The organism is Streptomyces sp. NPDC031497 (assembly GCF_055580905.1).
Map to the genome: position 1 here is coordinate 1 of NZ_JBVIKO010000008.1, position 22,867 is coordinate 22,867.

Below are 22,867 nucleotides of genomic sequence, written 5' to 3' on the forward strand. Positions count from 1 at the left end.
AACAAGGACCCACCACCCCTCCCCCCCCCCCCCCCCCACCCCCCCCCCCCCCCCCCCCCCCCCCCCCCCCCCCCCCCCCCCCCTCCCCCCCACCCCCCCCCCCCCCCCCCCCCCCCCCCCGAGGCCGGGCGGAGCCGTGTCGGCCGCGTCAGGCCGAGTTCCTCCACCGGGTGCGCCACAGCAGCACGAACCCGGCGGCCAGCAGCAGTCCGCCGAAGAGAGCCGGCCACAGGTGGGCGCCGGTCTCGGCGAGATCACCCTGGACGGCCTGCGGCTCGGTCTGGGGTGCGGTGGACGGGTTCTCCTGGCCCGCCGGAGCGGCACCGGCCTCGGTCGCCGTGCCGGTCGCCGTGCCGGCCGGGGTCTGGGTCTCGGGCCGCTCGGTCGGCCGGCTGATGACACCGCCCCCCGTGCCCGACGACTTCTTGGGCGAGGCGCTCGTGTAGACCTGCGGCAGACCGGTGTTGCCGCCCGCGGTCTTCGTGGCGGACGGCTCGGCCGGCGGCTCGGAGGGCTGGGCGCTCTCGGTCTCGGCCGGCGGGTCGGCCTGGGTCGCCGTCTCGCTCGGCTCGGTGACCGGGCTCGCCGACTCGGACGGCGGGTTCTCCGGGCTCGCCGACTCGGACGGGTCGGGTTCGGCGCTCTGCGACGGCGGCTGCTCGTCGGCCCCCGCCCCGCAGGTACGGCCGGAGTTGATGCAGTCGACCATCTTCCGCATCAGGCCCTCGTCGAAGACGTTGATGAAGTCGCCGTGGTCGGTGACGGGCTTGTGCAGCTGCTCGGGGAACGAGTCCACCGAGAACAGCGGGACGGTACGGCCGCCGTCCTGGAGGCTCGGTGCGTCGACGTCGTAGACGATGCGCTGCACCAGCTGCGGGATCGCCTGGAAACCGGCGGGGCAGCTGCCGTCGGCCGCGGCGAACGCCACATGGGTGCGGTGGTTGGCGCTGTCGATGTTCCGGCCGTCCCAGCAGCTCTGGAACTTGAACGTGCGTACGACGTCACTGCCCGAGGGGCAGAGCGGGTACTTGTCCTTGAGCTGCCGGTCCTCGAAACCGGTGCAGCTCCAGGAGGCGTTGGCGTTGGCCGGGCCGTTGACGAAGGCCTTGGCGTCACCGGTGATGATGCGCAGCAGCCGCGGCATCTCGGTGACCTTGGAGGTCGGGTTGCCCTCGAAGGTCAGCGTGACCTGCTTCGCCGTGACGATCTGCCCGGCGTTGCCCTCGGTGCCGCCGCCCGGCTTGTCGGCGTCCCGCTCCTGCTTGCCGTTCTGCAGCCGCAGCACGGGCCAGTAGTACGTGGACTTGTCGCCCTGATCCGCGCAGCTGGTGTCGGCGTTGGCGAGGTCGTCGTCGCTGGCGAAGGCGTTGTTGGACTGGTTGCCGATGTAGTCGTGGAAGTGGTGGGCGCCGTTGGAGACACCGGGCGCGACGATCACGTTGTCCGAGTTGAACAGGCCGTTCGCGTTGACACCGCAACTGGAGGCGAAGGTGCCGGTGGAGCCGCCGGGTTGCTCGGCCGGGGTCGCGACATTGGGCTGGACGGTGGTGATGTCGGCGTAGTCGGCGGCGACGGGGCCGTTGCCGCCCTGGCCGCCGATCCCGGCACCCGCGCCGGCACTCGCACTGGCGCCGGCGCTCGCACTGGCGCTCTGGCTCGGTGTGGCGCCGTCCTGCGGTGACGCCGACTGCCCGGCGCCCTGGTCCGAGGAGCGCAGGGTGCAGGCGGCGAGGTCGTCGAGGCCCTGGGGGCGGTCGCCCTCGCGGCCGATGGCGTCGGCGATGCGCTGGAGGGATTCGGACCGCTTCTCCTTCAGCGGATCCAGGATCGTCTGGTCGGCGAGGCCGGGGTTCTGCTGGATCGCCGCGGCCGACTCCTTGAGCTGCTGATAGGCGGCCGCGATCTGCTGGTCCAGCTGGGCGAGTTCACCGTCCACGTCGGCCCGGGCCGCGTCGGGCACGTCCGTCAGCCGACTGCCGACGTCGGGGCAGTAGACGGTGGGCGCGGACAGCACCTGGGCGGTGGCGGTCTGCCCGGACTGGTCCGATTCGGTCGCCGAGGCGTAGACGTTCACCGCGACCAGTGTTCCGCCGCCGAGCATCAGAGCGACCGCTGCGAAGGTCGCGCGTTGTGCGCCGGTCGGGCGTCTGCGCCTGTTGGGTCTCAAGGTCGTTCCCCTGCGTGTCGTGGTCGGCCGGACATGGAAATCCCTCGCCCTATACGCGGCGTGGCGCCACTGTGTTCAACTGTCCCGGAAATTCACGGTGACCTCACAGGAAGCGAACTCCTCGGGCAGCCGACGGCACCGCTGCGACGGCCGCGCGACGGCGATCGGGGTGCGGGCGAAATACCGTCCCGCACGGCCGGATCTCGAACGCTACGACGAACATCACAATTACGTATCGGACATTACGCACTTCAACCTTCACACGAGTGACACAAGTTGGCTAAGTTGACGGGCAAGCCGCTCGGCTCCCCCCGGCGAATCCCGTCGGGCCGCGCGGCCTCCGCCTAATCCGGTGCCCAACGGGGCGTTCCGGAGCCGGGGACCCAACCGAACCACTGGGGTGAATCGGTCAACTGCCCTTAGGGGCAAGGACCGTAGGGCATGCCTTCCGGATCGACCCGCCCGAACCCGACAGCTAACTCGGTAGGCGGAGCACGGAAGGAGCACGACCCCCATGGCGCCCGAGAGCCGTGACGAGGTTCGACAGCGGATCGACAGCCTCTACGACCAGGCCGAGAACGCCACCGGGAACTACAACGCCACACGTGCGATGAACGGGGGCTCGCGGTCCCGCGGTGTCCCGCTGTTCAAGCGGCCCCGGCGTGACGACCCGGGCCTCGAGAGCATCGCCCGGGAGTGGTTCGACGGCGCGCGATCGCGACTGGGGCCGAGTGTCCCGGCGGCGCTGCCCTCCGACCGGCAGCCCACCCGGCCCGGCCCGCGGCGGCCCGTCAGCGCCATGGCCGCCGACCTGCTGGGCCAGTTGGAGGACTCCGGGCCGTCCCGGCCGGAGCTGACCGCGGGGCCGTCCGCGAACAGCGACATCGAGGTCGTCCGTGAACTGCCGGAGCGTCCAAAGCTGGAACTGACGGCCGGGTCCCCCGCGGCGCTGCCCCCGGGCTCGTCGAGCGCGCCCAAGGCGCTGCCCCCCGCCGCGCCGCAGCGTGCCACCCCGGGCACGTCCAAGACCAAGAGCCAGCTGAAGATCGCCAAGGCGCGCGAGGTGCTGTCCCGGCGCACCGGGCAGCGCGCGATCGCGGCGCTCGAACCGGCCGCGCCGGCCCCGCAGCCGGCCCCGGCCGTCCAGGCCCCCTGGCCCACGCCCGAGGCGCATGTCCCGGCGCAGCAGTGGCCGGCCCCCGCCGGCATGCCCGGCCAGTACGGCGACACCGGCGCCTTCCAGACCGACGCCCTGACCGGTACGGGCGCCTTCCCGGCGATGACCGTGACGGACACGGGCGCCATCCCGGCGGTGCCCGCGACGGACACCGGCTCCTTCCGCGTCATGACCCCGGGCGCCGCCCAGCCCATGTCCCCGGCGGACACGGGTGGCTTCCGCATCATGACCCCGGGCGCCACCGGCGCCTTCCCGGCCGTGACCGCCATGGACGTGGGTGCCGTGCCGCCCGCGAGCCCCGGCGACACCGGTTCCTTCCGGGTCATGACTCCGGGCGCCACCGGCACGTTCCCGATGCCGGACGACACGGGCGCGTTCCCGACCGCGACACCCACGAACACGGGCGCGTTCCCGACCGCGGCCCCCGCCAACACCGGCGCCTTCCCGACCGCCGCACCCGCCATGGCCGCCGCGCCCGTCTCGGGCCCGATCGACACCGGTTTCTTCCCGGGTATGGCGCCGGCCGCGACCGCCGCCTACGCCGGCGCGCCCCCGGCCGCCGCGGAGACCGTCTATCCCGCCGCCTACGCCATGCCGGCCCCCGCCGCCATGCCCCCGGCCGACTTCGGCACCAGCGCCTACCCCGACGCGCCCGCCGCCGACACGGGCGCCTACGCGGCCGCGATGCAGCCCGCGGCCGCCGCCTACGCCACCGCCCCGGCGATGCCCGCGCCCCAGGCGCCGATACCCACGGCGGTGATACCCACGGCGGTGACGGACCCTCCGTGGGCGATGATGGCGTCCCCCGCCGCGATGAGCGCGCCCCCCATGGCGATGGCCACCGCAGCCCCGGTTGCCCCGGCTCCGGTCGCCCCGGCCCCGTTCCCCACCGCCGCCCCTGTGCCGACCGCACCCCCGGTGGTCACCGCCCCCGTCCCGACCGCGCCGCCCGTGGTCACCGCCCCGCTCCCCACCGCGCCCCCGGCCGCCGCGGTCACCTTCGCGCCCGGCGCCGTCACCGACACCGGATCCTTCCTCGTGCCCGGTGCCGCGGCCGAGCCCGGCAAGGCCATGAAGGCGCTGGCGTTCGCCCGGGCGCAGATCGGGCGGCCCTGTGTCTGGGGCGCGACCGGTCCGGAGTCGTACGACTGCTCCAGCCTCACCCAGGCCGCCTGGCGGGCCGCCGGGGTGTCGCTGCCGCGCAGCGCGCCGGACCAGACCTTCGCCGGCACCCCGCTGACGCTGGCCGCCATCGAGCCCGGCGACCTGGTCTTCTTCTTCGACAACGACAGCCACGTCGGGGTCTACGCGGGCAACGGCATGATGATCCACGCGCCGAGCCCGGGGGCGTCCATCCGCGAGGAGTCGATCTACAACGCCGGGGAGTCGGCGATCCACCGGGTGATCCGCCCGGCCTGAGACCCGGCCGTCGGGGTCAGACCCTCCGCCGCCGCGTGCGCCAGCTCTCGTGGTGGTCCAGGAGGGTCTCCTCGACGGGCCGGTAGGTGAGGCCCAGTTCCTGGACGCCCCGGCTGTTGTCGACGCGGAAGCGGATGCCGAGGTGCTTGCGTATGTAGTCCTGGGTCAGACCGAAGGACGGACCCAGGATCCGTACCGGCCAGTGCGGGAGCGCGGTGCGCGGCAGGCGCGGATCCCAGGGACGGCGGGTGCGGATGATCCGGGACATCTCGTGGAAGGACGTCATCGTCTCGTTGGCCACGATGTAACGGCCGCCCGCCGCCGGGTTCTCCGCCGCCGCGATGTGCGCGTCGGCCACGTCGCGGACGTCCGCGGTGGTGAAGCTGAAGTCCGGGGCGCCGTAGCAGAAGTAGCCCTTGAACAGCTCGTCCAGCAGGAACAGGCTGCCGGACTCGGAGGCGGGCGTGAGCGAAGGGCCCAGAATCAGGCCGGGGTTGACGGAGACCATGCGCCAGCGGTCCTGGGCGGCCTCGGCGTCCCAGGCGGCTCGTTCGGCGACCGTCTTGGCGTAGTGGTAGGGATTGCCGGCCACCGTGCTGGTGGTGTTGAAGTACTTCTCCGTCAGGATCTCGCCGGCCATCTCGCGGACGTCGGAGTAGTCGCCGAAGATCGCGCCGACGGTGGAGGTGAAGACCAGGGTCACCACGTCCGGGGTACGGTCCACGCTCGCGAGCACGTTGCGGGTGCCGAGCAACGCCGGGTCCACCACGTCCCGTTGGCCGTCCTTGATCCGCTCCGGCATCAGGAACGGTGAGGCCACGTGGAAGACGGTCGCACAGCCGCGGAACGCCTCGTCGAAGGAGCCGTCCTCGAGCAGGTCGGCCTCGAACAGGGCGAGCCGGCCGGGGAAGGCCTCCTGGAGTTCCCACAGGGGCCGGACCTTGGCCGCGGCGGAGAGGCGCCGGACGGTCGCGCGGACCCGGTAGCCGCGCTCCAGCAGCCTGCGCACCAGATGGCTGCCGACGAATCCGCTGCCGCCGGTGACCGCGACGGTCGTCTCCCCGCGTGCGTCCACGCTCTCACCCCTCGCCCTTCGGCCACCGCGCCTCGGTGCGCCGCAGAGGACAGGTTGGTGCATGCCCGGGGCGTCCGCCAAGCACCGGGAGACCACCATGACAGCGCGGAAGTCATAAGCCGGACCGGATACACGTCATAAGATCGGCTTATGAGGTCATAGACCGGACCCGCGTACAAACTTAGGACTGCCTTAGTTTAGGCTTCCCGTTCGAGATCGATTGTCCTCACTCGAAGGGAACCTGATCATGCCGCGCCCCCTGCGGGTAGCCATCGTCGGAGCCGGCCCCGCCGGGATCTACGCCGCCGACGCCCTGCTCAAGTCCGGGGTGGCCGCCGAGCCCGGCGTGTCCATCGACCTCTTCGAGCGGATGCCCGCCCCGTTCGGCCTGATCCGGTACGGCGTCGCCCCCGACCACCCGCGCATCAAGGGCATCATCACGGCCCTGCACCAGGTGCTCGACAAGCCGCAGATCCGCCTCTTCGGCAACGTGGACTACCCCACCGACATCAGCCTCGACGACCTGCGCTCCTTCTACGACGCGGTGATCTTCTCGACCGGCGCGACCGCCGACCGCGAACTGCGGATACCCGGCATCGAGCTGGACGGCTCCTACGGCGCCGCCGACTTCGTCTCCTGGTACGACGGCCACCCCGACGTGCCCCGCACCTGGCCGCTGGAGGCGGAGAAGGTCGCGGTCCTCGGCGTCGGCAACGTGGCCCTGGACGTGGCCCGCATCCTCGCCAAGACCGCCGACGAGCTGCTGCCGACCGAGATCCCGCCGAACGTCCACGACGGCCTGAAGGCCAACAAGGCCCTTGAGGTGCACGTCTTCGGCCGCCGCGGCCCGGCGCAGGCGAAGTTCTCCCCGATGGAGCTGCGGGAGCTGGACCACTCCCCCAACATCGAGGTCATCGTCGATCCCGAGGACATCGACTACGACGAGGGCTCGATCGAGACCCGGCGCGGCAACAAGCAGGCCGACATGGTCGCCAAGACCCTGGAGAACTGGGCGATCCGCGATGTCGGCGACCGCCCGCACAAGCTCTTCCTGCACTTCTTCGAGTCGCCGACCGAGATCCTCGGCGAGGACGGCAAGGTCATCGGCCTGCGCACCGAGCGCACCGCCCTGGACGGCACCGGCAACGTCAAGGGCACCGGCGAGTTCAAGGACTGGGAGCTCGGTGCGGTCTACCGCGCGGTCGGCTACCTCTCGGACAAGCTGCCCAAGCTGCCCTGGGACATCGACTCGGGCACCGTCCCGGACGAGGGCGGCCGGGTCATCGAGGAGAGCGGCAACCACCTCCGGTCGACGTACGTCACCGGCTGGATCCGCCGTGGCCCGGTCGGTCTGATCGGGCACACCAAGGGCGACGCCAACGAGACGGTCTCCAACCTGCTGGACGACCACGCCAACGGCCGGCTGGGCACCCCCGAGTCGCCCGCGCCGGAGGCCGTGGACGCCTTCCTCGCCGAGCGGAACGTCCGCTTCACCACCTGGGAGGGCTGGTACAAGCTGGACGCCGCCGAGCGGGCGCTGGGCGAGCCGCAGGGCCGCGAGCGCGTCAAGCTCGTCGAGCGCGAGGACATGCTCCGGGAGAGCGGCGCGTGACACGACGCTGAACCGCCCGAAGGGCTCGAAGGGGGGCCGACGGATCGCCGTCGGCCCCCCTCACGTGTTCACCGTCGGCCGGGCGAACGGGGCCGGCCCCTGTGCGGATGGACGGGCAGACCCCGTTCGCCGCACCATTGTCCGGAATCCGCCTGGTCAGGGACACGGGTGAACCGGAGTCGTACGACGCACACGGTGCACACCCCGGGTGCGGGGCGCGTTCCCCGTGCGCGGGCGGCCCCCGCCCTGTGAGACACGCTCCCGGGCGGTGATACTGGAACGCACACCCCGCTCCCATCAGCAGATTGGCCCATGTCGAACTCCGCCGCCGACCGTGCCGTCCTTCCGCCCACCGTCTGGCCCGCTCGCGGCCGCCACACGGGCCCGGACTCCGAGGAGGTGATCCGCCGGATCCTGCGCCGCCGCAAGGAGACCGGCGCCCTCGACGACTTCGCCGAACCCCCCGTGCCCGCCGGATCCGCCGTGCCCGGGGAGGCCGCCCTGCCCGGGGAGTCCGGTCCGCGGGTCTTCGAGGCCCGTTGGCGCGTCGACGACGGCACGGTGACGGTGCGCGCCCGGCTGACCCTCGCGACACGGCAGGCCGGACGGGAGTGGCAGCTCGTCGCCGAGGCCGAGCGGCCCTGGGACGAGACCTGGCCCTCCCCGGCGACGATGTTCTGGCCCGACGGCGACGAGGCCGGTGACGGGGGCGAGGCCGCCTGGGACTACCACCCAGCCGTCGCGGGCCTGCGGCTGCGCACGGTCAATCCGCTGCCCGCCGACGACAAGGACATGCGGCGGGTGCTGCGCGACGCCGCGAAGGACGCCTGGTGCGTCAACCTCGTGGTGCACGAGGCGATGACGCCCGACGCGCTCGGCCGGCTGCCGCTGGTCCGGCAGCTGCCGCCCGGTCTCGCCCACCGTGTCGTGGAGCACCGGGCCACGCCCCAGCAGTTCCGTGCCGTCAACTGGGCGGTGCGCGACCTCGGCGTGGAGGTGCCGCGCGGCGGCGCCGTCCTGCTGCCCCCGGATCCGGCACCGTCCGGTTACGACGCGCGGGAGTACGCGGTGCGCAGCGTCTTCCTGGACGGCTCGGAGTCCACCGAGCTGATCGCCGCCCTGAGCCGGTTCGCCGCGCTGCCCAAGCCCGCGCCGCAGGGCGCCGCGGAGGCGCTGGCCGATCTGCGCGACAACTGGACCCTGATGACGCTGGAGGAGGAGCTCGCACGCGAACGCGAGCGGGTCGCGCAGTACGCCGAGGCCCTGGAGGCCATGACCAGGTCCCGCGACCTGTACCGGGAGGCCGCCGAGCGGGCCGACGAGGCGCTCGCCGCCCTCCGCGACACACCCTCCCCCGCCCTGCCCACGGCCCAAGCCGCCTCCCCCTTCCAGCAGTTGACTCGGGTCTTCAAGGGTCTGCGACCGCCGAAGGAGAATGCCGAACCGACGGCCATGCCCGACGAGGAAACCGGGAAGACGGACAAGTGAGGAACCCCGGGCCGGACCGGGGCCGGACGACAGGACAGCCATGGACACCACCACGACCGTGCTCGTGATCTGCGCGATCGTCGCGGCCGCCCTGCTCGCCGGGGCGGTCACCGTGCTCGTACGACTGGTCCGTACCCGGCGCACGCTGCGCCGGGCCGGACTGCCCACCGGACCGCGCTGGGTGTTCTGGGGCGCCGTCCTGTACCTGGTGCTGCCGACCGACCTGCTCCCCGACCCGATCTACCTGGACGACATCGGCGTCCTCCTGCTGGCCCTGCGCTCGATGCGGGCGGCCCGGGTACTGCCGACAGAGGAGCCCGAACTCTGAGCCGCCCAGGGCATGATGGGCTGATGCGAACCACGTTCACCGGTGTCTCCGGGCTCTCCTCGCCGCCCGATGTCGCCGTGGTCATCGACGTGATGCGGGCGTTCACCGTGGCGGCCGGGGCCTTCCGGCAGGGGGCGGAGCGGATCGTCTTCGCCGAAACCCTCGACGAGGCACTGGAGTTGAAGTCCCGCCACCCGGGCTGGCTGGCCTTCCAGGACGGTCCGGTGGTACCGGGCTTCGACCTGGCCAACTCACCGGCCCGGCTGCGCTCGCTGGACGTCGCGGGCCGCACCGTCGTCCAGCGGACCACCGCCGGGACGGCCGGGGCGCTGGCCGTCGCCGGGGCCCGGCTGCTGCTGTGCGCGAGTTTCGTGGTCGCCGGGGCCACCGCCGCCGTCCTGCGGCGGGAGCGGCCCGAGGCGGTCACCTTCGTCGTCACCGGGGACGGCGGGCGGGCCGAGGAGGACCTGGCCTGCGCCCAGTACATCGCCGGGCGTGTGACCGACGACGGCCTCGACCCGGGTCCGTTCGTGGACCGGGCCCGGAACTCCGGCGCCGCCGCGCGGCTCGCCGAGGGGGCACGGCTCGGCTGGGAGGGCATCCACCCCGAGGACGTACCGCTGTGCCTGGAGACGGACGCCTTCCCGTTCGCCATGGCCGCCGCCCGGGAGGACGGTCACCTGGTGCTGCGCCCGGTCGCCGACGGCTGAGCAGGCGATCCGCGCGGACCGACCGGTCGGTGCCGCCCGGGTGCTTCCGTGGGCGTCGTGGCGCATTCTTGCTGTGTCCCCACCCGGCGGTGCACGGACGAGGTAGGACCGGATGACTGGGAGCGGCGAGCACCTGGGCCGGGCGCGTGAACGGCTGACCGCGCTGCTGGTCGACGCCTCGACCGACGCCCTGGGCGCGGCGGGCGGCCACGTCGCCGGGGTGTACCTGCGCTCCGGCACCCCCGGTCTGCTGCGGCTCGCGACGCTGGTGGGGCTGCCCGGCCCGCTGTTCAGGCCCTGGTGGCGGCTGCACATGGACCGGCCCTTCCCGGTCGCGGACGCCTACCGGCTCGGGGTACGGGTGGTGCTGCCGAACGCCACCGAGATGGTGCGCCGCTACCCCCAGTTCGCGGCCGGTCTGCCGTTCCAGTTCGGGTCGGTGTACACGCCCGTGCCGGGGGCTGCGCCGTCCTTCGGGGTGCTCACGGTGCTGCGTCCGGCGGTCCCTGACACGGAGGACGAGCTGCCCGGCCTGGACCACCTGGGCCGGCTGGCCGAGGACCTGGGGGCCGGGCTGCGCGCGCTGGTGGCCGAGGAGGGCGAGGCGGCGGTCGCCTGGGAGGGCGAGCCGGTGTGCGTACGCCCGCCCGAGCTGTGCCCCGGGCCGGCCCGGGCCGGCCGTTTCACCTGGGACCCGGTCACCTCGGCGGTACGCGCGGACGACCGGCTGCGCGCCCTGCTCGGCGTGGCACCCGAGGACTGCCCCGCCACCGGCGCCGACCTGGCGGCGGCCGTGACGCCCGACGACACCCAGCGGGTGCTGACCGCGCTCCGTGAGACCGCGGCCGGCCGGCCGCCGGAGTCCCCGCTGCGCGTGCGGGCCGCGGACGGCGCCACCCGCCTGCTGGCACTGTGGCCGCCGCCCGGCGCCGCGGACCCGACGCTGGTCTCCGGGATCGTCGTGGACCCGGGCCCGGTCGGGTCCGCCGACGGGGTGGCCGATCTGCTCCCCCAGGGCGTGTTCTGCCTGGATCGGTCGGGGCTGCTCCGCTACGTCAACCCGGCCGCCGCCCGCCTGACGGGCCGGCCGCCCGACGAGCTGCTCGGCCGGCCCGTGTGGGAGGTCATGCCGTGGCTGAGCGGATCGCCGTGCGACGACCACTGGCGCGGTGCGCTGCTCGCCCCCGACCCGGTGCACTTCCAGGTCCGCCACGGGGACACCGGGGAGGGCGACTGGCTCGCCCTGTCCCTGCACCCGGGCCCCGACGTCATCACCGCAACGGTCGTCCCCGCCCACCGGATCGACCCGGCGGTACGCCTGTCCAGCCCGCCGGAGCCGGGTGTCGCGGGCGGTCCGGCCCCCGTCGGCGGCCCCTCGGCGACCCCGCTGTACCGGCCGATCGCCCTGGCCATCGCGCTGACCGACGCGGTGACCGCCCGGCAGGTCTCGGCGGTGGTGATGCAGGAACTGCTCCCGGCCTTCGGCGGCCGCCGGCTGGCCATCTACCTCCTCCAGGACCGGCATCTCTACCTGGCCTGGGAGTACGGCTTCCCAACGGGCTTCCTCGCTCCCTTCGACGGGGTCGGTCTCGACGCCGGCATCCCCGGCGTGGAGACCCTCACGACCGGCAGACCGCTGTTCTTCGAGTCGATGCGGCAGCTGGCGGACACCTACCCGGACCTCGCCCTGGACGCCGTCGTGGGCGCCCGCGCCTTCCTGCCGCTGATCGCCTCCGGCCGCCCGGTCGGCTCCTGCATCCTCGGCTTCGACGTCGAGCGCGGCTTCACCACCGAGGAGCGCACCGTCCTCACGGCGCTCGCGGGCCTGATCGCGCACGCGATGGAGCGGGCCCAGCGCTACGACACCGAAGCGGCCCTGGCCCGCGGCCTCCAGCAGGCGCTGCTGCCCCGCCGGCTGTCGACGCACCCCCGGGTGGAGACCGCCGGCCGGTACCTGCCGGGCACCCAGGGGATGGACGTGGGCGGCGACTGGTACGACGTCGTCGAGGCCGGCGACGGACTGGCCCTGGTCATCGGGGACGTCCAGGGGCACGGGGTGCAGGCGGCGGCCACCATGGGACAACTACGCAGTGTGGTACGGGCGTTCGCGCTCGGCGACCGGCCGCCCGACGAGGTGCTGAGCAGTACCAACCATCTGCTCATCGACCTCGACCCGGGCCAGTTCGCCAGCTGCTGCTATCTGCGCCTGGACCCCGCCACCGGACTGGCCCGGATCGCCCGGGCCGGTCACCCGCCGCCCCTGCTGCGTGCCCCGGACGGCCGCACCCGTGTCGTGGACATCGCCGGCGGAGTCGTGCTCGGCGTGGACCCGCGCGCCCGGTACCCGGTGACCGAACTGGAGCTGGAGCCGGACGCGATCCTGGCCCTGTACACGGACGGGCTGGTGGAGCGGCCCGGCGAGGACATCGACGACGGCATCACGGCGCTGCGGCTGGCCCTGGCGAGGGCCGGCTCGGCGCCGGGCCGGCGCGGCGGCCGCTCACTGGCCGGAGTGGCCGACCGGCTCACCGCCACGGCCCGGCTCTCCGCCGACCGGCCCGACGACGTGGCACTGCTGCTCGCCACCCGCCGCCGGACGTCGGGGGACCACCGGTGAGACGGCACGACGGGCGATCGAGCCGGATACCTCCTGAGACCCTCTCGCCTCGCAGGGCCGGGCAGTGTAGACATGGGCTCATGGTCCGTCTGCCCGGCCGGTCCGACACTCGGCCGCCCCCTTCCGGGACTCCGCGCGCGCCGCTCGCAGAGCGGGAGCAGACGGCGACCCGGCCCGGGCCCATGCCGTCCGGGCGGCGGTGGTCGGCGCAGAACGGTCGCAGCGTGGCCGGACAGGTGTTCATGCTGCAGGTGGTGATCGTGCTGCTGCTCGTCGTGTCGGCGGTGGTGGCACAGGTCCTCCAGGTACGGCACGACAGCAGCACGGAGGCCCGCAACCGGTCCCTGGCCGTCGCCGAGTCCTTCGCCAACGCGCCCGGCACCGCCGCCGCGCTGCGGCTGCCCGACCCCACGGCCGTGCTCCAGCCCAAGGCGGAGGCGGTCCGCAAGGCGACCGGCGTGGACTTCATCGTCGTCATGAACACCGAGGGGATCCGCTACACGCACCCCAAGCCGGACCGCATCGGGAAGAAGTTCGTCGGGAACATCGGGCCCGCGGTGGCCGGCGGCACGGTCACCGAGGAGGTCAAGGGCACCATCGGGGAGCTGGTGCAGGCCGTGGTCCCGGTCAGGGACACCGACGGCAACGTGGTGGGGCTGGTGTCGGCCGGCATCACCACCGCGCACGTGGGCGGCACCGCCGACCAGCAACTGCCGCTGCTGCTGACCTCGGCCGCCGCCGCGCTGGCCCTGGCGACGGCGGGCACGGCACTGGTCAGCCGCCGGCTCAGGCGCCAGACGCACGGTCTCGGCCCGCACGAGATGACGCGCATGTACGAGCACCACGACGCGGTGCTGCACTCCGTGCGGGAGGGGGTGCTGATCGTCGACGGCGACGGCCGGCTGATGCTCGCCAACGACGAGGCACAGCGTCTGCTGGACCTGCCCGCGGACGCCGAGCACCGCCGGATCCGGGACCTCGGCCTGGACAGCGACACCGCGGAGCTGATCGCCTCGGGCCGGATGGCCACCGACGAGGTGCACCTGGTCAAGGACCGGCTGCTGGCCGTCAACCAGCGCCCCTTCGAGGTGCGCGGCGGCCCGCCCGGCAGCGTCATCACCCTGCGTGACTCCACCGAGCTGCGCGCGCTCTCCGGGCGCGCCGAGGTGGCCCGCGAGCGCCTCAACATGCTGTACGACGCCGGGGTGGGCATCGGCACCAGCCTGGACGTCACCCGCACCGCCGAGGAACTGGCGCAGTTGGCCGTGCCCCGGTTCGCCGACTACGCCGCCATCGACCTGTACGACGCGGTCCTCAAGGGCGAGGAGCCCAAGCCCGGGGACGCGCTGCGCCGGGTCGCGTTCGCCGGGCTCGACAAGGACGCACCGCTGTACCAGGTCGGTGAGCGGATCCGATTCGTGCCGTCCTCGCCGCAGGCCCGGTCTCTGGATTCCGGCGAGTCCGTCGTCGAACCGCGGCTGCGGGACGCGCCCGGCTGGCGGGCGCAGGACGTGGAACTCACCGGCCGGATTCTGGAGTTCGGCATCCACTCCCTGATCACGGTGCCGCTGCGGGCCGGGAACCTGGTGCTGGGGCTGGCCAACTTCTGCCGTTCGGAGAAGCTCGCGCCGTTCGACACGGAGGAACTCGCTCTCGCGGAGGAGCTGGTGGCCAGGGCCGCCATCTCCATCGACAACGCCCGCCGCTACACCCGCGAGCACAGCATGGCGGTGGCACTCCAGCGCAGTCTGCTGCCGCGCAGCCTGCCCGAGCAGAGCGCCCTGGACATCGCCTACCGCTATCTGCCGGCGCAGGCCGGCGTGGGCGGCGACTGGTTCGACGTCCTGCCGCTGTCCGGGGCCCGGGTGGCGCTGGTGGTCGGGGACGTCGTGGGGCACGGGCTGCACGCGGCGGCGACCATGGGGCGGCTGCGCACGGCCGTGCACAACTTCGCGGCGCTGGACCTGACCCCCGACGAGCTGCTGAGCCTGCTGGACGAGCTGGTGAGCCGTATCGACCAGGACGAGACCCCCACGGACAACACCGCCCCGGTCACGGGCGCGACCTGCATCTACGCGATCTACGACCCGGTCTCCCGGCGTTGCACGGTGGCCCGGGCCGGTCATCCGCCACCGGCGCTGCTCAGGCCCGACGGCAGTGTGGAGTTCCCGGAGGTGCCGGCCGGTCCGCCGCTGGGAGTGGGCGGCCTGCCCTTCGAGACGGCCGACGTGGAGCTGCCCGAGGGCAGCAGTCTGGTCCTGTACACCGACGGGCTGGTCGAGGACCGGCAGCGGGACATCGACGAGGGTCTCGACCTGCTCGCCGGTGCCCTGGAGTCGGCGGCCGGCGGCACCCCCGACGAGACCTGTGCGGCCGTCCTGGAGCGGCTGCCGGCCCGTCCCAGCGACGACGTGGCGCTGATCGTCGCCCGCACCCGGGCACTCGGCGCGGAGCAGGTCGCCGAGTGGCAGGTGCCGGCCGACCCGGCGGCCGTCTCCGAGGTGCGGTCCAGGGTGACCCGTCAGCTCGCGGACTGGGACCTGGACGAGCTGTCGTTCACCACCGAACTGATCCTCAGCGAGCTGGTCACCAACGCCATCCGCTACGGCCGTGCGCCCATCGGGGTACGGCTGCTCCGTGACCGGACGCTGATCTGCGAGGTCTCCGACGCCAGCACCACCTCGCCGCATCTGCGGTACGCGGCGAGCACCGACGAGGGCGGCCGGGGCCTGTTCCTGGTCGCGCAGATGGCCGAGCGCTGGGGCACCCGGTACGCGCCCGCCGGCAAGGTCATCTGGGCGGAGCAGCCGCTGCCCTGAGCCCCCGCACAATTGTGTTGAGGACACGTCACCCCGTGGGTGATGATCTCGGACATGTTCTCGCGCCGCAACCGCCGCCCCAAGTCCGCCGACCTCGTCAAGGCCTGGGAGTGCCTGGACTCCGGGGATCTTCCCGGAGCGGTACGGCAGTTGCGGGCCGCCGGGGAGGACGCGCCGGTCGTCGAGGTGGCCCTCGTGGTCGAGCGGGCCGCCCGGGCCGCGGGCTTCGACGACCTCGAACAGGCCGCCGCCGCGCTCGCCGCCCGGCCCGACCATGCCAAACACCTCTTCGACTTCGGGTACGCGTGTGTCGAACGCGGCCTGTCCTTCCTGGCGATCCCGCCGCTGCGCACGGTGCTGGACCACAACCCGGGTGCGCCGGCGGTCCTGCGGGAGCTGGTGTCGGCGTACGAGCGCGAGGAGCGCCACCAGGAGGCGATGACCGAACTGGCCCGGCACGAAGGCGAGTTCGCCGACTGGCCGGACCGGTATCTGCTGGTGTACAACGCGCTCATGGCGGGCGACCTCGACACGGCCCGTCGTCAGCACGCGCGGCTGACCGAGCCGGAGGACGCGCAGTGGCAGCCCACCAGGGACCGCCAGACCCGGATGCTGGAGCGGGCCGCCGCCCTCGGCGAACCGTCGGGGCTGCGTGACTGGCAGTACGTGATCGGCGGCCAGGTGCTGGGCACGCTCTCCCCGTTCGGCTTCGCCGCCGGCATGGCGGGCCGCTACGCCTGGCTCCAGGACAGCCCCGCGCTGTGTCTGGCCGGCCTGCGGCGGCTGGCGATCCTGCTGGCCACCACGCGGGTGGACCCGCGCTCGGTGTCCCTGCTGCCCGACCGCGGCTCGCGGATCCTGGGCCTGGCCGCCGCCGAGGTGCTGGACCTGCCGGCCGTGCCGTTCGAGCCGGACCGACGGGACACCGTCGTCGTGGCGTACGACCTCAACGAGCTGGCCGGGCATCCGTCGGGCCCGGAGGTCATCGGCAGCCTCTTCGAGCGCGTGCCGGGCCAGGTGCTGCACGAGCACGCCGGCTGCTGGACCGACACCCCGGCCGTCACCGCGGACAGCGTCGGTCTGCTGCACCAGTCGGTGGCGGCCCCGTGGGGCGAGCGGCTGCGGGTCGGCGCGAACGGCGAGGCGGAGCGGGAGGCGGCCGACGAGCGGCCCGAGGAGGAGCCGGCCGCCGAGATCGTCCGGGCCGCCGCGGCCCCCGACGAGGGCGACGGTGAGGGGCCCGCCGACCCGGACGAGGCGTTCGCCGCGTTCGCGGAGTCCGTCCGGGACAGCTGGCTCACCGGCGACCGGGCCCGCGTCAACTCATCGGGACCGGTGCGCAGTTCACGCTTCGCGTGACCGTCAGCCGAGCGCCCGGTCCAGGTTGAAGGCCGCGCTGATCAGCGAGAGATGGGTGAACGCCTGCGGGAAGTTGCCCTGTTGCTCGCCGGTGCGGCCGATCTCCTCGGCGTACAGGCCCAGATGGTTGGCGTAGGTGAGCATCTTCTCGAAGGCGAGCCGGGCCTCGTCCAAGCGTCCGGCACGTACCAGAGCCTCCACGTACCAGAACGAGCAGATGGAGAACGTCCCCTCGTCGCCGCGCAGGCCGTCGGGGCTGGCCTGCGGGTCGTAGCGGTAGACGAGGGAGTCGGAGACCAGGTCCTCACCCAGGGCGTCCAGGGTGGAGAGCCATTTGGGATCGGTCGGGGCGATGAACTTGGCCAGCGGCATCATCAGCAGTGAGGCGTCCAGGACGTCCCCGCCCTCGTACTGGACGAAGGCGCGGCGCCGCTCGGACCAGCCGCGCTCCATGATCCGCCGGTAGATGGCGTCCCTGGCGCCCAGCCAGTGGCCCAGGTCGGCGGGCAGGCCACGCCGGCGGGCCAGCCGGATCGCCCGCTCGATGGCGACCCAGCACATCAGACGCGAGTAGAGGAAGTTCTTGCGGCCGCCCCGTGTCTCCCAGACGCCCTCGTCGGGCTGGTCCCAGTGGTCGCAGACCCAGGCGACGAGCCGGGTGACGTCGTCCCACTGGCCGCTGGAGATGGGCTGGGCCCACTTGTCGTAGAGGTAGATCGAGTCGATGAGGGCGCCGTAGATGTCCAGCTGGAGCTGGTCGGCCGCGGCGTTGCCGACGCGTACCGGGGCGGAGCCGCAGTGGCCCTCCAGATGCGGGAGCTCGCGCTCGGGCAGGTCGGTGCGGCCGTCGATGCCGTACATGATCTGCAGCGGCCCCGAGGCGGCGCCGTCGCCGGGGGTGATGCAGGTGGTCAGGAACTTCATGAAGGCCTCGGCCTCGCCGGTGAAGCCGAGCCGCAGCAGGGCGTAGACGGCGAAGGCGGCGTCGCGGACCCAGACGTAGCGGTAGTCCCAGTTGCGTTCGCCGCCGAACTGCTCGGGGAGGCTGGTGGTGGGCGCGGCCACGATGGCGCCGGTGGGCGCGTAGGTGAGCAGCTTCAGGGTGAGTGCGGAGCGGTGCACCATCTCGCGCCAACGGCCCCGGTAGCGGGACCGGGACAGCCAGCGCCGCCAGTAGCGGACGGTGGCCTCGAACTGTCGTTCGGCCTCGATATGGGCGCAGCCGCGTGGCGCGATGTGCTCGCCGGCCTGGTCGAGGGCGAAGACCGCGGACTCGCCCTCGCCGAGTTTGAAGTCGGCGTGCGCGTCCGCTCCGTCGCTCTCCATGGCCACCGTGGCGGTGAGCGTCAGAGACATCGTCTCGGACTCGAACAGGGCGGTGCCGTCGAGCATGGTCAGGGTGTGCGGGTCGGCGCCGTAGTTGAAGCGGGGGGCGACCCGGACCCGGAAGGGTACGGTGCCGCGCACGCAGATCACCCGGCGGATGAGCCGGTGCCGCTCGCTGTCGCCGGAATCGCCGGCGACCGGCATGAAGTCCTGGACCTCGCCGACGCCCTCGTCGGTGAAGAACCGGGTGATCAGCACGTTGGTGTCGGGGAAGTAGAACTGCTTGGTGCGGGCCGGTACGGCCGGGGCCAGCGCGAAGTGGCCGCCACGCTCGGCGTCCAGCACGGCCGCGAAGACGCTGGGGGCGTCGAAGGACGGGCAGCAGTACCAGTCGATGGTGCCGTCGCTGCCGACCAGGGCCACGGTGCGCAGATCGCCGATCAGCCCGTGCTCGGCGATCGTCAGGTAGCGGGGGCTACCGGACGCGTTCCGAAAGAACCGCTGTTCGATCATCGAGGCGGCCTCCCCTGAAAGGATGTATAGGCACATTACATCTTGAAAGGGATAATTTCCTTACCGCACCGGGTACCCGGGCCGGGAAGGGTCCCGGACCGCTCGGGATGCGGGGTGCGGCCGGGCGGGCAATCGTGAGAGTGTGCACCCCGCTCCGCGAAGGAGAGACCATGTCGACCACAGAACCCGAAGCGTCCCGGCCGTCCGACGACCGCGCCACCCCGGACTCCCTGCTGCACAGCGCCCCCGGCACCGGGGTGGCGCCCGAAGACCTGGTGATGGCGTCGGGCCGGGACGTCACCCCGGCCACGCTGGAATGGGCCAGGAAGAAGATGGAGCGCGAGGGACCGAACTGCGTCGAGAGGCTCCTGCCGTGAGGAGAGTCGATTGACGTTGGACAGGCGCCGCCTCCTCGGACTTCTCGGTTCGGCGGGCGTGGTGCCGTCCGCTCCTGACAGCGCCGGACCCACGGGCGTCGACCGCCAGGATCACGCGCGGTTCATGAGGGCCGCGGTCGACCAGGCGCGCCAAAACCCCCGCTATCCCTTCGGCGCGGTGCTCGTGGGCGCGGGCCGGGTTCTGGGACGGGGGGTGAACTCCTCGGCCGAGAACCCGGCGTACCACGGGGAGATGGTCGCCATGGCCGACTATGTGCGCCGGGTCGGCAACCACGGCTGGGCCGCCACCACCCTGTACTCGACCGGGGAACCGTGTGCCATGTGCATGAGCGCCTGCGCCTGGGCGGGCGTGGGCCAGGTCGTCTGGGGCACCTCGATGGACGGGCTCGGCCGCACCGGCCTCGTCCAGATCGCCATCCCGGCGCGGGAGGTGGCCGACGCGGCCAGGTCCTTCTACGCCTCCCGGCTGCTCGGAGGCGTCCTCGCCGGGACGACGGACGCGCTGTTCCGGCGGGCCCAGATCCTGCGCGCGCGACGGCCGGGCAGAGGGCCATGAGCCGGCCGTGCTGCGCGGGAGGCGCAACAGCCCAGGTCCGTAGCGGATTTCACGGGAAGGTTGCCCGTTCTCTCTTTCGAAGCGGGGGCGCCTGCTGACAGACTCCGCAAGGTGCCAGACTTCGACATGCTCGTCATCGGATCCGGACCCGGCGGCCAGAAGGCCGCCATCGCCGCGGCCAAGCTGGGCCGCCGGGTAGCCGTGGTCGACAGCCCCGAGATGGTCGGCGGTGTGTCCATCCACACCGGCACCATCCCCTCCAAGACCCTGCGCGAGGCGGTCCTCTATCTGACCGGTCTCACCCAGCGCGATCTCTACGGCCAGAGCTACCGGCTGAAGGAGGACATCACCGTCGCCGATCTGACCGCGCGCACCCAGCACGTGGTCAGCCGCGAGGTGGACGTCATCCGCAACCAGCTCTCCCGCAACCACGTCACCCTCTGCTCCGGCACCGGCCGGTTCGTCGACCCGCACACCGTCGCCCTGCGCGAACCGAACGGCGACGAGCGGCTGTTGACGGCGGAACACATCGTCATCGCCACCGGCACCCGGCCGGCCCGCCCGGACAGCGTCGAGTTCGACGGCCGCACCATCATGGATTCGGACAACGTGCTGTCACTGGAGCGGGTACCGCGCTCCATGGTCATCGTGGGTGCCGGTGTGATCGGCATGGAGTACGCCTCGATGTTCGCCGCGCTCGGCAGCAAGGTCACCGTGGTCGAGAAGCGCGCGGCCATGCTCGACATGTGCGACGTCGAGGTCGTCGAGTCGCTCAAGTACCACCTCAGGGACCTGGCCGTCACCTTCCGGTTCGGCGAGACCGTCGCCGCCGTCGAGCGGCACCCCCGGGGCACCCTGACCGTGCTGGAGAGCGGCAAGAAGATACCGGCGGACACGGTGATGTACTCGGCGGGCCGGCAGGGCCTGACCGACGAACTCGACCTGGACAAGGCGGGCCTGTCCGCGGACCGGCGGGGCCGGATCAAGGTGGACGAGCACTTCCGCACCGAGGTGCCGCACATCTACGCCGTCGGCGATGTCATCGGCTTCCCGGCGCTCGCCGCGACCTCGATGGAACAGGGCCGGGTCGCCGCTTACCACGCCTTCGGGGAACCGGTCGGGCAGATGGACGACCTGCAGCCGATCGGGATCTACACCATCCCGGAGATCAGCTTCGTGGGCCGGACCGAGGACCAGCTCACCGAGGACTGCGTGCCGTTCGAGGTCGGGGTGGCCCGCTACCGGGAGCTGGCCCGGGGCCAGATCATCGGCGACTCGCACGGGATGCTCAAGCTCCTGGTCTCCCCCGACGACCGTCGGCTGCTCGGTGTGCACTGCTTCGGTACCGGAGCGACAGAACTGATCCATATCGGTCAGTCGGTGATGGGTTGCGGCGGCACGGTCGACTACCTGGTGGACGCCGTCTTCAACTACCCGACGCTCGCGGAGTCGTACAAGGTCGCCGCTCTGGACGCCACCAACAAGCTGCGACAGCTCGACCGGCTGGAGGACTGACTGGAGGACTGAGGGGCTCAGGGAACCACTGCTTCCGGGGAGGGGGTTGGCCACCCCAAGTGGCATATGTGATTACCGGTCGGTCAGCTTGAAAGGTCAAAGGGTGCCGCTATAGTCACACCCACACACGCGGTGTGACCGTTCGCCAACTCTCGGCATGCGGCCCTCACCACCCCTTTGTCTCTTCCGACCGGCCCCCTGCCCGAGGCCATCCCTCACCGGCTGCGAGGCGGGTCGTGCACCCCCGTACCACCGCGGGCCTGCACTCCCGTGCGCCCTGCACGACCGGAAAGCAGCACAACCATGAGCAACAACAGGGGCAGAGGTCTGCAGGCCAACGCTCTCGGCACGTTCGACACCGTGGTCATGGCCGTCGCGGGCAGCGCACCGGCGTACTCGCTGGCCGCGACGACCGCGGTCCTGGTGGGGGCGGTGGGGCTGGCCAGTCCGGCCGCGCTGCTGTGGTGCGCGATACCGATGCTGGGCATCGCGCTGGCCTTCAGCTACCTGGGCCGCATCGATGTGAACGCGGGCGCCAGCTACTCCTGGGTGGGCCGCACCCTGCACCCCTTCCTCGGCTTCGTCAGCGGCTGGGCGCTGGTGGTGTCCGCGACCATCTTCATGGTGGCCGGCTCCCTGCCCGCCGGCTCGATGACGCTGTCCCTGTTCGACGCGGACCTCGCCGACAACGTGGCGCTGTCCACGGTGGTCGGCGCCGCCTGGTTCCTGGTCATGCTGGCGGTGGTGCTCGGCGGCGCCCGCCTCACGGTCCGCGCCCAGTTGCTGATGTCCGGCATCGAGCTGGCGGTCCTGCTGCTGTTCGCGGTGCTCGCCCTCTTCCACTCCGGCAACGCCCGCGTCTTCCACTGGTCGTGGCTCGGCTTCAGCCACTTCGACGGCGTCTCCGGCTTCGCCTCGGGCGCGCTGATCGCGGCGTTCTACTACTGGGGCTGGGACGTCACCAGCAACCTGAGCGAGGAGACCCGCAACTCCCGCCGTACCACCGGGCTCGCGGGCCTGATCGGGGTGGGCATCGTCTTCGCCCTTTTCGAGGTGTTCACCATCGCCGTGAACGTCATCCTCTCCTCCGACCAGATCGCGGCCAACGACGCCAACGTGCTGGCCGTGCTGGGCGACGAGATCGCGCCGGGCTGGGGAGGCAAGCTGCTGATCGTCGCCGTGATGCTGTCCACCATCGCCACCCTGGAGACGACCCTCATCCAGGTCACCCGCTCGCTGTTCGCCATGGGCCGCGACCGCACGATGCCGGCCGCGCTGGGCAAGGTGCACCGCACCTGGAACACCCCGTACGTGGCGATCGGGGTCGTCGGCGCGGTGGCGCTGGTGATGTTCATCGCCTCCAACGCGCTGGGCTCGGTGGGCGAGATCCTCTCCGACGCCATCTCGGCGATCGGCCTCCAGATCGCCGTCTACTACGGTCTCGCGGGTCTCGCGGTGGTCGTCGCCTACCGCAAGATGCTCTTCAAGTCCGCGGGCAACTTCCTGCTCGGCGGGGTGTGGCCGCTGCTCGGCGCGGTGTTCATGTTCTGGATCTTCGTCGAGTCGCTGAGCGAGCTGAGCAGCGCGGCGATCGCGATCGGCGTCGGCGGTCTGGCCGTCGGCCTGATCCCGATGCTCTGGTACTGGAAGCAGGGCAGCGACTACTACCGGCCTGCCAAGCTGGACGCCACCCACACCGTCGAGACCGACTACGTGCCCGACGACCATGTCACCGCACAGGCCCAGGCTTACGAAGGCCTCCCCACGGATTTCTGAGGTAGGAGCCCG

Annotated in this window: 15 protein-coding genes and 1 riboswitch; of the genes, 12 read left to right on the plus strand and 3 right to left on the minus strand. The window is 72.5% G+C overall.

The annotated features are described in order from the left end of the window. Window positions 1–148 precede the first annotated feature (148 nt). Window positions 149–2,101, minus strand: coding sequence for a DUF1996 domain-containing protein (locus tag ACZ5K7_RS18080; protein WP_468914924.1), 1,953 nt, complete (start codon window positions 2,099–2,101; stop codon window positions 149–151). 397 nt (window positions 2,102–2,498) lie between these two features. Further along, a riboswitch (cyclic di-AMP (ydaO/yuaA leader) is annotated at window positions 2,499–2,673 on the plus strand. Window positions 2,674–2,681: 8 nt separating this feature from the next. On the opposite strand from ACZ5K7_RS18080, the gene ACZ5K7_RS18085 reads away from it, so the two are divergent. After that, entirely contained in the window at window positions 2,682–4,763 is a 2,082-nt protein-coding gene (locus ACZ5K7_RS18085; RefSeq protein ID WP_468914527.1) for a C40 family peptidase, read from the plus strand. Window positions 4,764–4,779: 16 nt separating this feature from the next. Here ACZ5K7_RS18085 and ACZ5K7_RS18090 read toward each other — a convergent pair whose 3' ends face one another. After that, window positions 4,780–5,838, minus strand: coding sequence for an NAD-dependent epimerase/dehydratase family protein (locus ACZ5K7_RS18090; protein WP_351696782.1), 1,059 nt, complete (start codon window positions 5,836–5,838; stop codon window positions 4,780–4,782). Between the two features lie 247 nt (window positions 5,839–6,085). Here ACZ5K7_RS18090 and ACZ5K7_RS18095 point away from each other — a divergent pair, with 247 nt between their 5' ends. The 7 genes from ACZ5K7_RS18095 to ACZ5K7_RS18125 all read left to right on the plus strand — a co-directional run bounded on the left by ACZ5K7_RS18095 (window position 6,086) and on the right by ACZ5K7_RS18125 (window position 16,771). After that, window positions 6,086–7,450: an FAD-dependent oxidoreductase gene (locus ACZ5K7_RS18095; protein ID WP_468914529.1), complete on the plus strand. Its 1,365-nt coding sequence runs from the start codon at window positions 6,086–6,088 to the stop codon at window positions 7,448–7,450. Window positions 7,451–7,762: 312 nt separating this feature from the next. Beyond that, a complete protein-coding gene (locus ACZ5K7_RS18100; protein ID WP_468914531.1) occupies window positions 7,763–8,938 on the plus strand; it encodes a hypothetical protein in 1,176 nt (391 codons plus the stop codon). 40 nt (window positions 8,939–8,978) lie between these two features. Next, window positions 8,979–9,266, plus strand: coding sequence for a DUF1232 domain-containing protein (locus tag ACZ5K7_RS18105; RefSeq protein WP_351696789.1), 288 nt, complete (start codon window positions 8,979–8,981; stop codon window positions 9,264–9,266). A 23-nt stretch (window positions 9,267–9,289) separates the two neighbouring features. Beyond that, window positions 9,290–9,976: a 2-phosphosulfolactate phosphatase gene (locus ACZ5K7_RS18110; protein WP_468914533.1), complete on the plus strand. Its 687-nt coding sequence runs from the start codon at window positions 9,290–9,292 to the stop codon at window positions 9,974–9,976. Window positions 9,977–10,088: 112 nt separating this feature from the next. Further along, a complete protein-coding gene (locus tag ACZ5K7_RS18115; RefSeq protein ID WP_468914534.1) occupies window positions 10,089–12,593 on the plus strand; it encodes a SpoIIE family protein phosphatase in 2,505 nt (834 codons plus the stop codon). Between the two features lie 182 nt (window positions 12,594–12,775). Then, window positions 12,776–15,412 carry a SpoIIE family protein phosphatase gene (locus ACZ5K7_RS18120; protein ID WP_468914926.1) on the plus strand — a complete coding sequence of 879 codons (2,637 nt, stop codon included), beginning with the start codon at window positions 12,776–12,778 and terminating at the stop codon, window positions 15,410–15,412. Window positions 15,413–15,454: 42 nt separating this feature from the next. Then, window positions 15,455–16,771, plus strand: a complete 1,317-nt coding sequence (locus ACZ5K7_RS18125; protein ID WP_468914535.1) for a hypothetical protein — start codon at window positions 15,455–15,457, stop codon at window positions 16,769–16,771. Window positions 16,772–16,774: 3 nt separating this feature from the next. Here ACZ5K7_RS18125 and ACZ5K7_RS18130 read toward each other — a convergent pair whose 3' ends face one another. Next, on the minus strand, window positions 16,775–18,610 hold the full coding sequence (locus ACZ5K7_RS18130) for a glycoside hydrolase family 15 protein (protein WP_468914537.1): 1,836 nt from the start codon (window positions 18,608–18,610) through the stop codon (window positions 16,775–16,777). Between the two features lie 170 nt (window positions 18,611–18,780). Between ACZ5K7_RS18130 and ACZ5K7_RS18135 the strand changes: the two genes are divergently transcribed. The 4 genes from ACZ5K7_RS18135 (at window position 18,781) to ACZ5K7_RS18150 (ending at window position 22,855) form a co-directional block, all read left to right on the plus strand. Next, on the plus strand, window positions 18,781–18,987 hold the full coding sequence (locus tag ACZ5K7_RS18135; RefSeq protein ID WP_351696802.1) for a hypothetical protein: 207 nt from the start codon (window positions 18,781–18,783) through the stop codon (window positions 18,985–18,987). 10 nt (window positions 18,988–18,997) lie between these two features. Next, window positions 18,998–19,564 carry a nucleoside deaminase gene (locus ACZ5K7_RS18140; RefSeq protein WP_468914540.1) on the plus strand — a complete coding sequence of 189 codons (567 nt, stop codon included), beginning with the start codon at window positions 18,998–19,000 and terminating at the stop codon, window positions 19,562–19,564. Between the two features lie 111 nt (window positions 19,565–19,675). Next, window positions 19,676–21,079, plus strand: a complete 1,404-nt coding sequence (sthA, locus tag ACZ5K7_RS18145; protein WP_351696807.1) for a Si-specific NAD(P)(+) transhydrogenase — start codon at window positions 19,676–19,678, stop codon at window positions 21,077–21,079. A gap of 303 nt (window positions 21,080–21,382) precedes the next feature. Further along, entirely contained in the window at window positions 21,383–22,855 is a 1,473-nt protein-coding gene (locus ACZ5K7_RS18150; RefSeq protein ID WP_468914541.1) for an APC family permease, read from the plus strand. The last annotated feature ends 12 nt before the right edge of the window (window positions 22,856–22,867 follow it).

What these genes read in the sequence shown, in the direction of transcription:
- ACZ5K7_RS18080 (WP_468914924.1), bottom strand. Translation starts at nt 2,101, where the DNA reads ATGCTCGGCGGCGGAACACTGGTCGCGGTGAACGTCTACGCCTCGGCG.
- ACZ5K7_RS18085 (WP_468914527.1), top strand. Translation starts at nt 2,682, where the DNA reads ATGGCGCCCGAGAGCCGTGACGAGGTTCGACAGCGGATCGACAGCCTC.
- ACZ5K7_RS18095 (WP_468914529.1), top strand. Translation starts at nt 6,086, where the DNA reads ATGCCGCGCCCCCTGCGGGTAGCCATCGTCGGAGCCGGCCCCGCCGGG.
- ACZ5K7_RS18100 (WP_468914531.1), top strand. Translation starts at nt 7,763, where the DNA reads ATGTCGAACTCCGCCGCCGACCGTGCCGTCCTTCCGCCCACCGTCTGG.
- ACZ5K7_RS18105 (WP_351696789.1), top strand. Translation starts at nt 8,979, where the DNA reads ATGGACACCACCACGACCGTGCTCGTGATCTGCGCGATCGTCGCGGCC.
- ACZ5K7_RS18110 (WP_468914533.1), top strand. Translation starts at nt 9,290, where the DNA reads ATGCGAACCACGTTCACCGGTGTCTCCGGGCTCTCCTCGCCGCCCGAT.
- ACZ5K7_RS18115 (WP_468914534.1), top strand. Translation starts at nt 10,089, where the DNA reads ATGACTGGGAGCGGCGAGCACCTGGGCCGGGCGCGTGAACGGCTGACC.
- ACZ5K7_RS18120 (WP_468914926.1), top strand. Translation starts at nt 12,776, where the DNA reads ATGCCGTCCGGGCGGCGGTGGTCGGCGCAGAACGGTCGCAGCGTGGCC.
- ACZ5K7_RS18125 (WP_468914535.1), top strand. Translation starts at nt 15,455, where the DNA reads ATGATCTCGGACATGTTCTCGCGCCGCAACCGCCGCCCCAAGTCCGCC.
- ACZ5K7_RS18130 (WP_468914537.1), bottom strand. Translation starts at nt 18,610, where the DNA reads ATGATCGAACAGCGGTTCTTTCGGAACGCGTCCGGTAGCCCCCGCTAC.
- ACZ5K7_RS18135 (WP_351696802.1), top strand. Translation starts at nt 18,781, where the DNA reads ATGTCGACCACAGAACCCGAAGCGTCCCGGCCGTCCGACGACCGCGCC.
- ACZ5K7_RS18150 (WP_468914541.1), top strand. Translation starts at nt 21,383, where the DNA reads ATGAGCAACAACAGGGGCAGAGGTCTGCAGGCCAACGCTCTCGGCACG.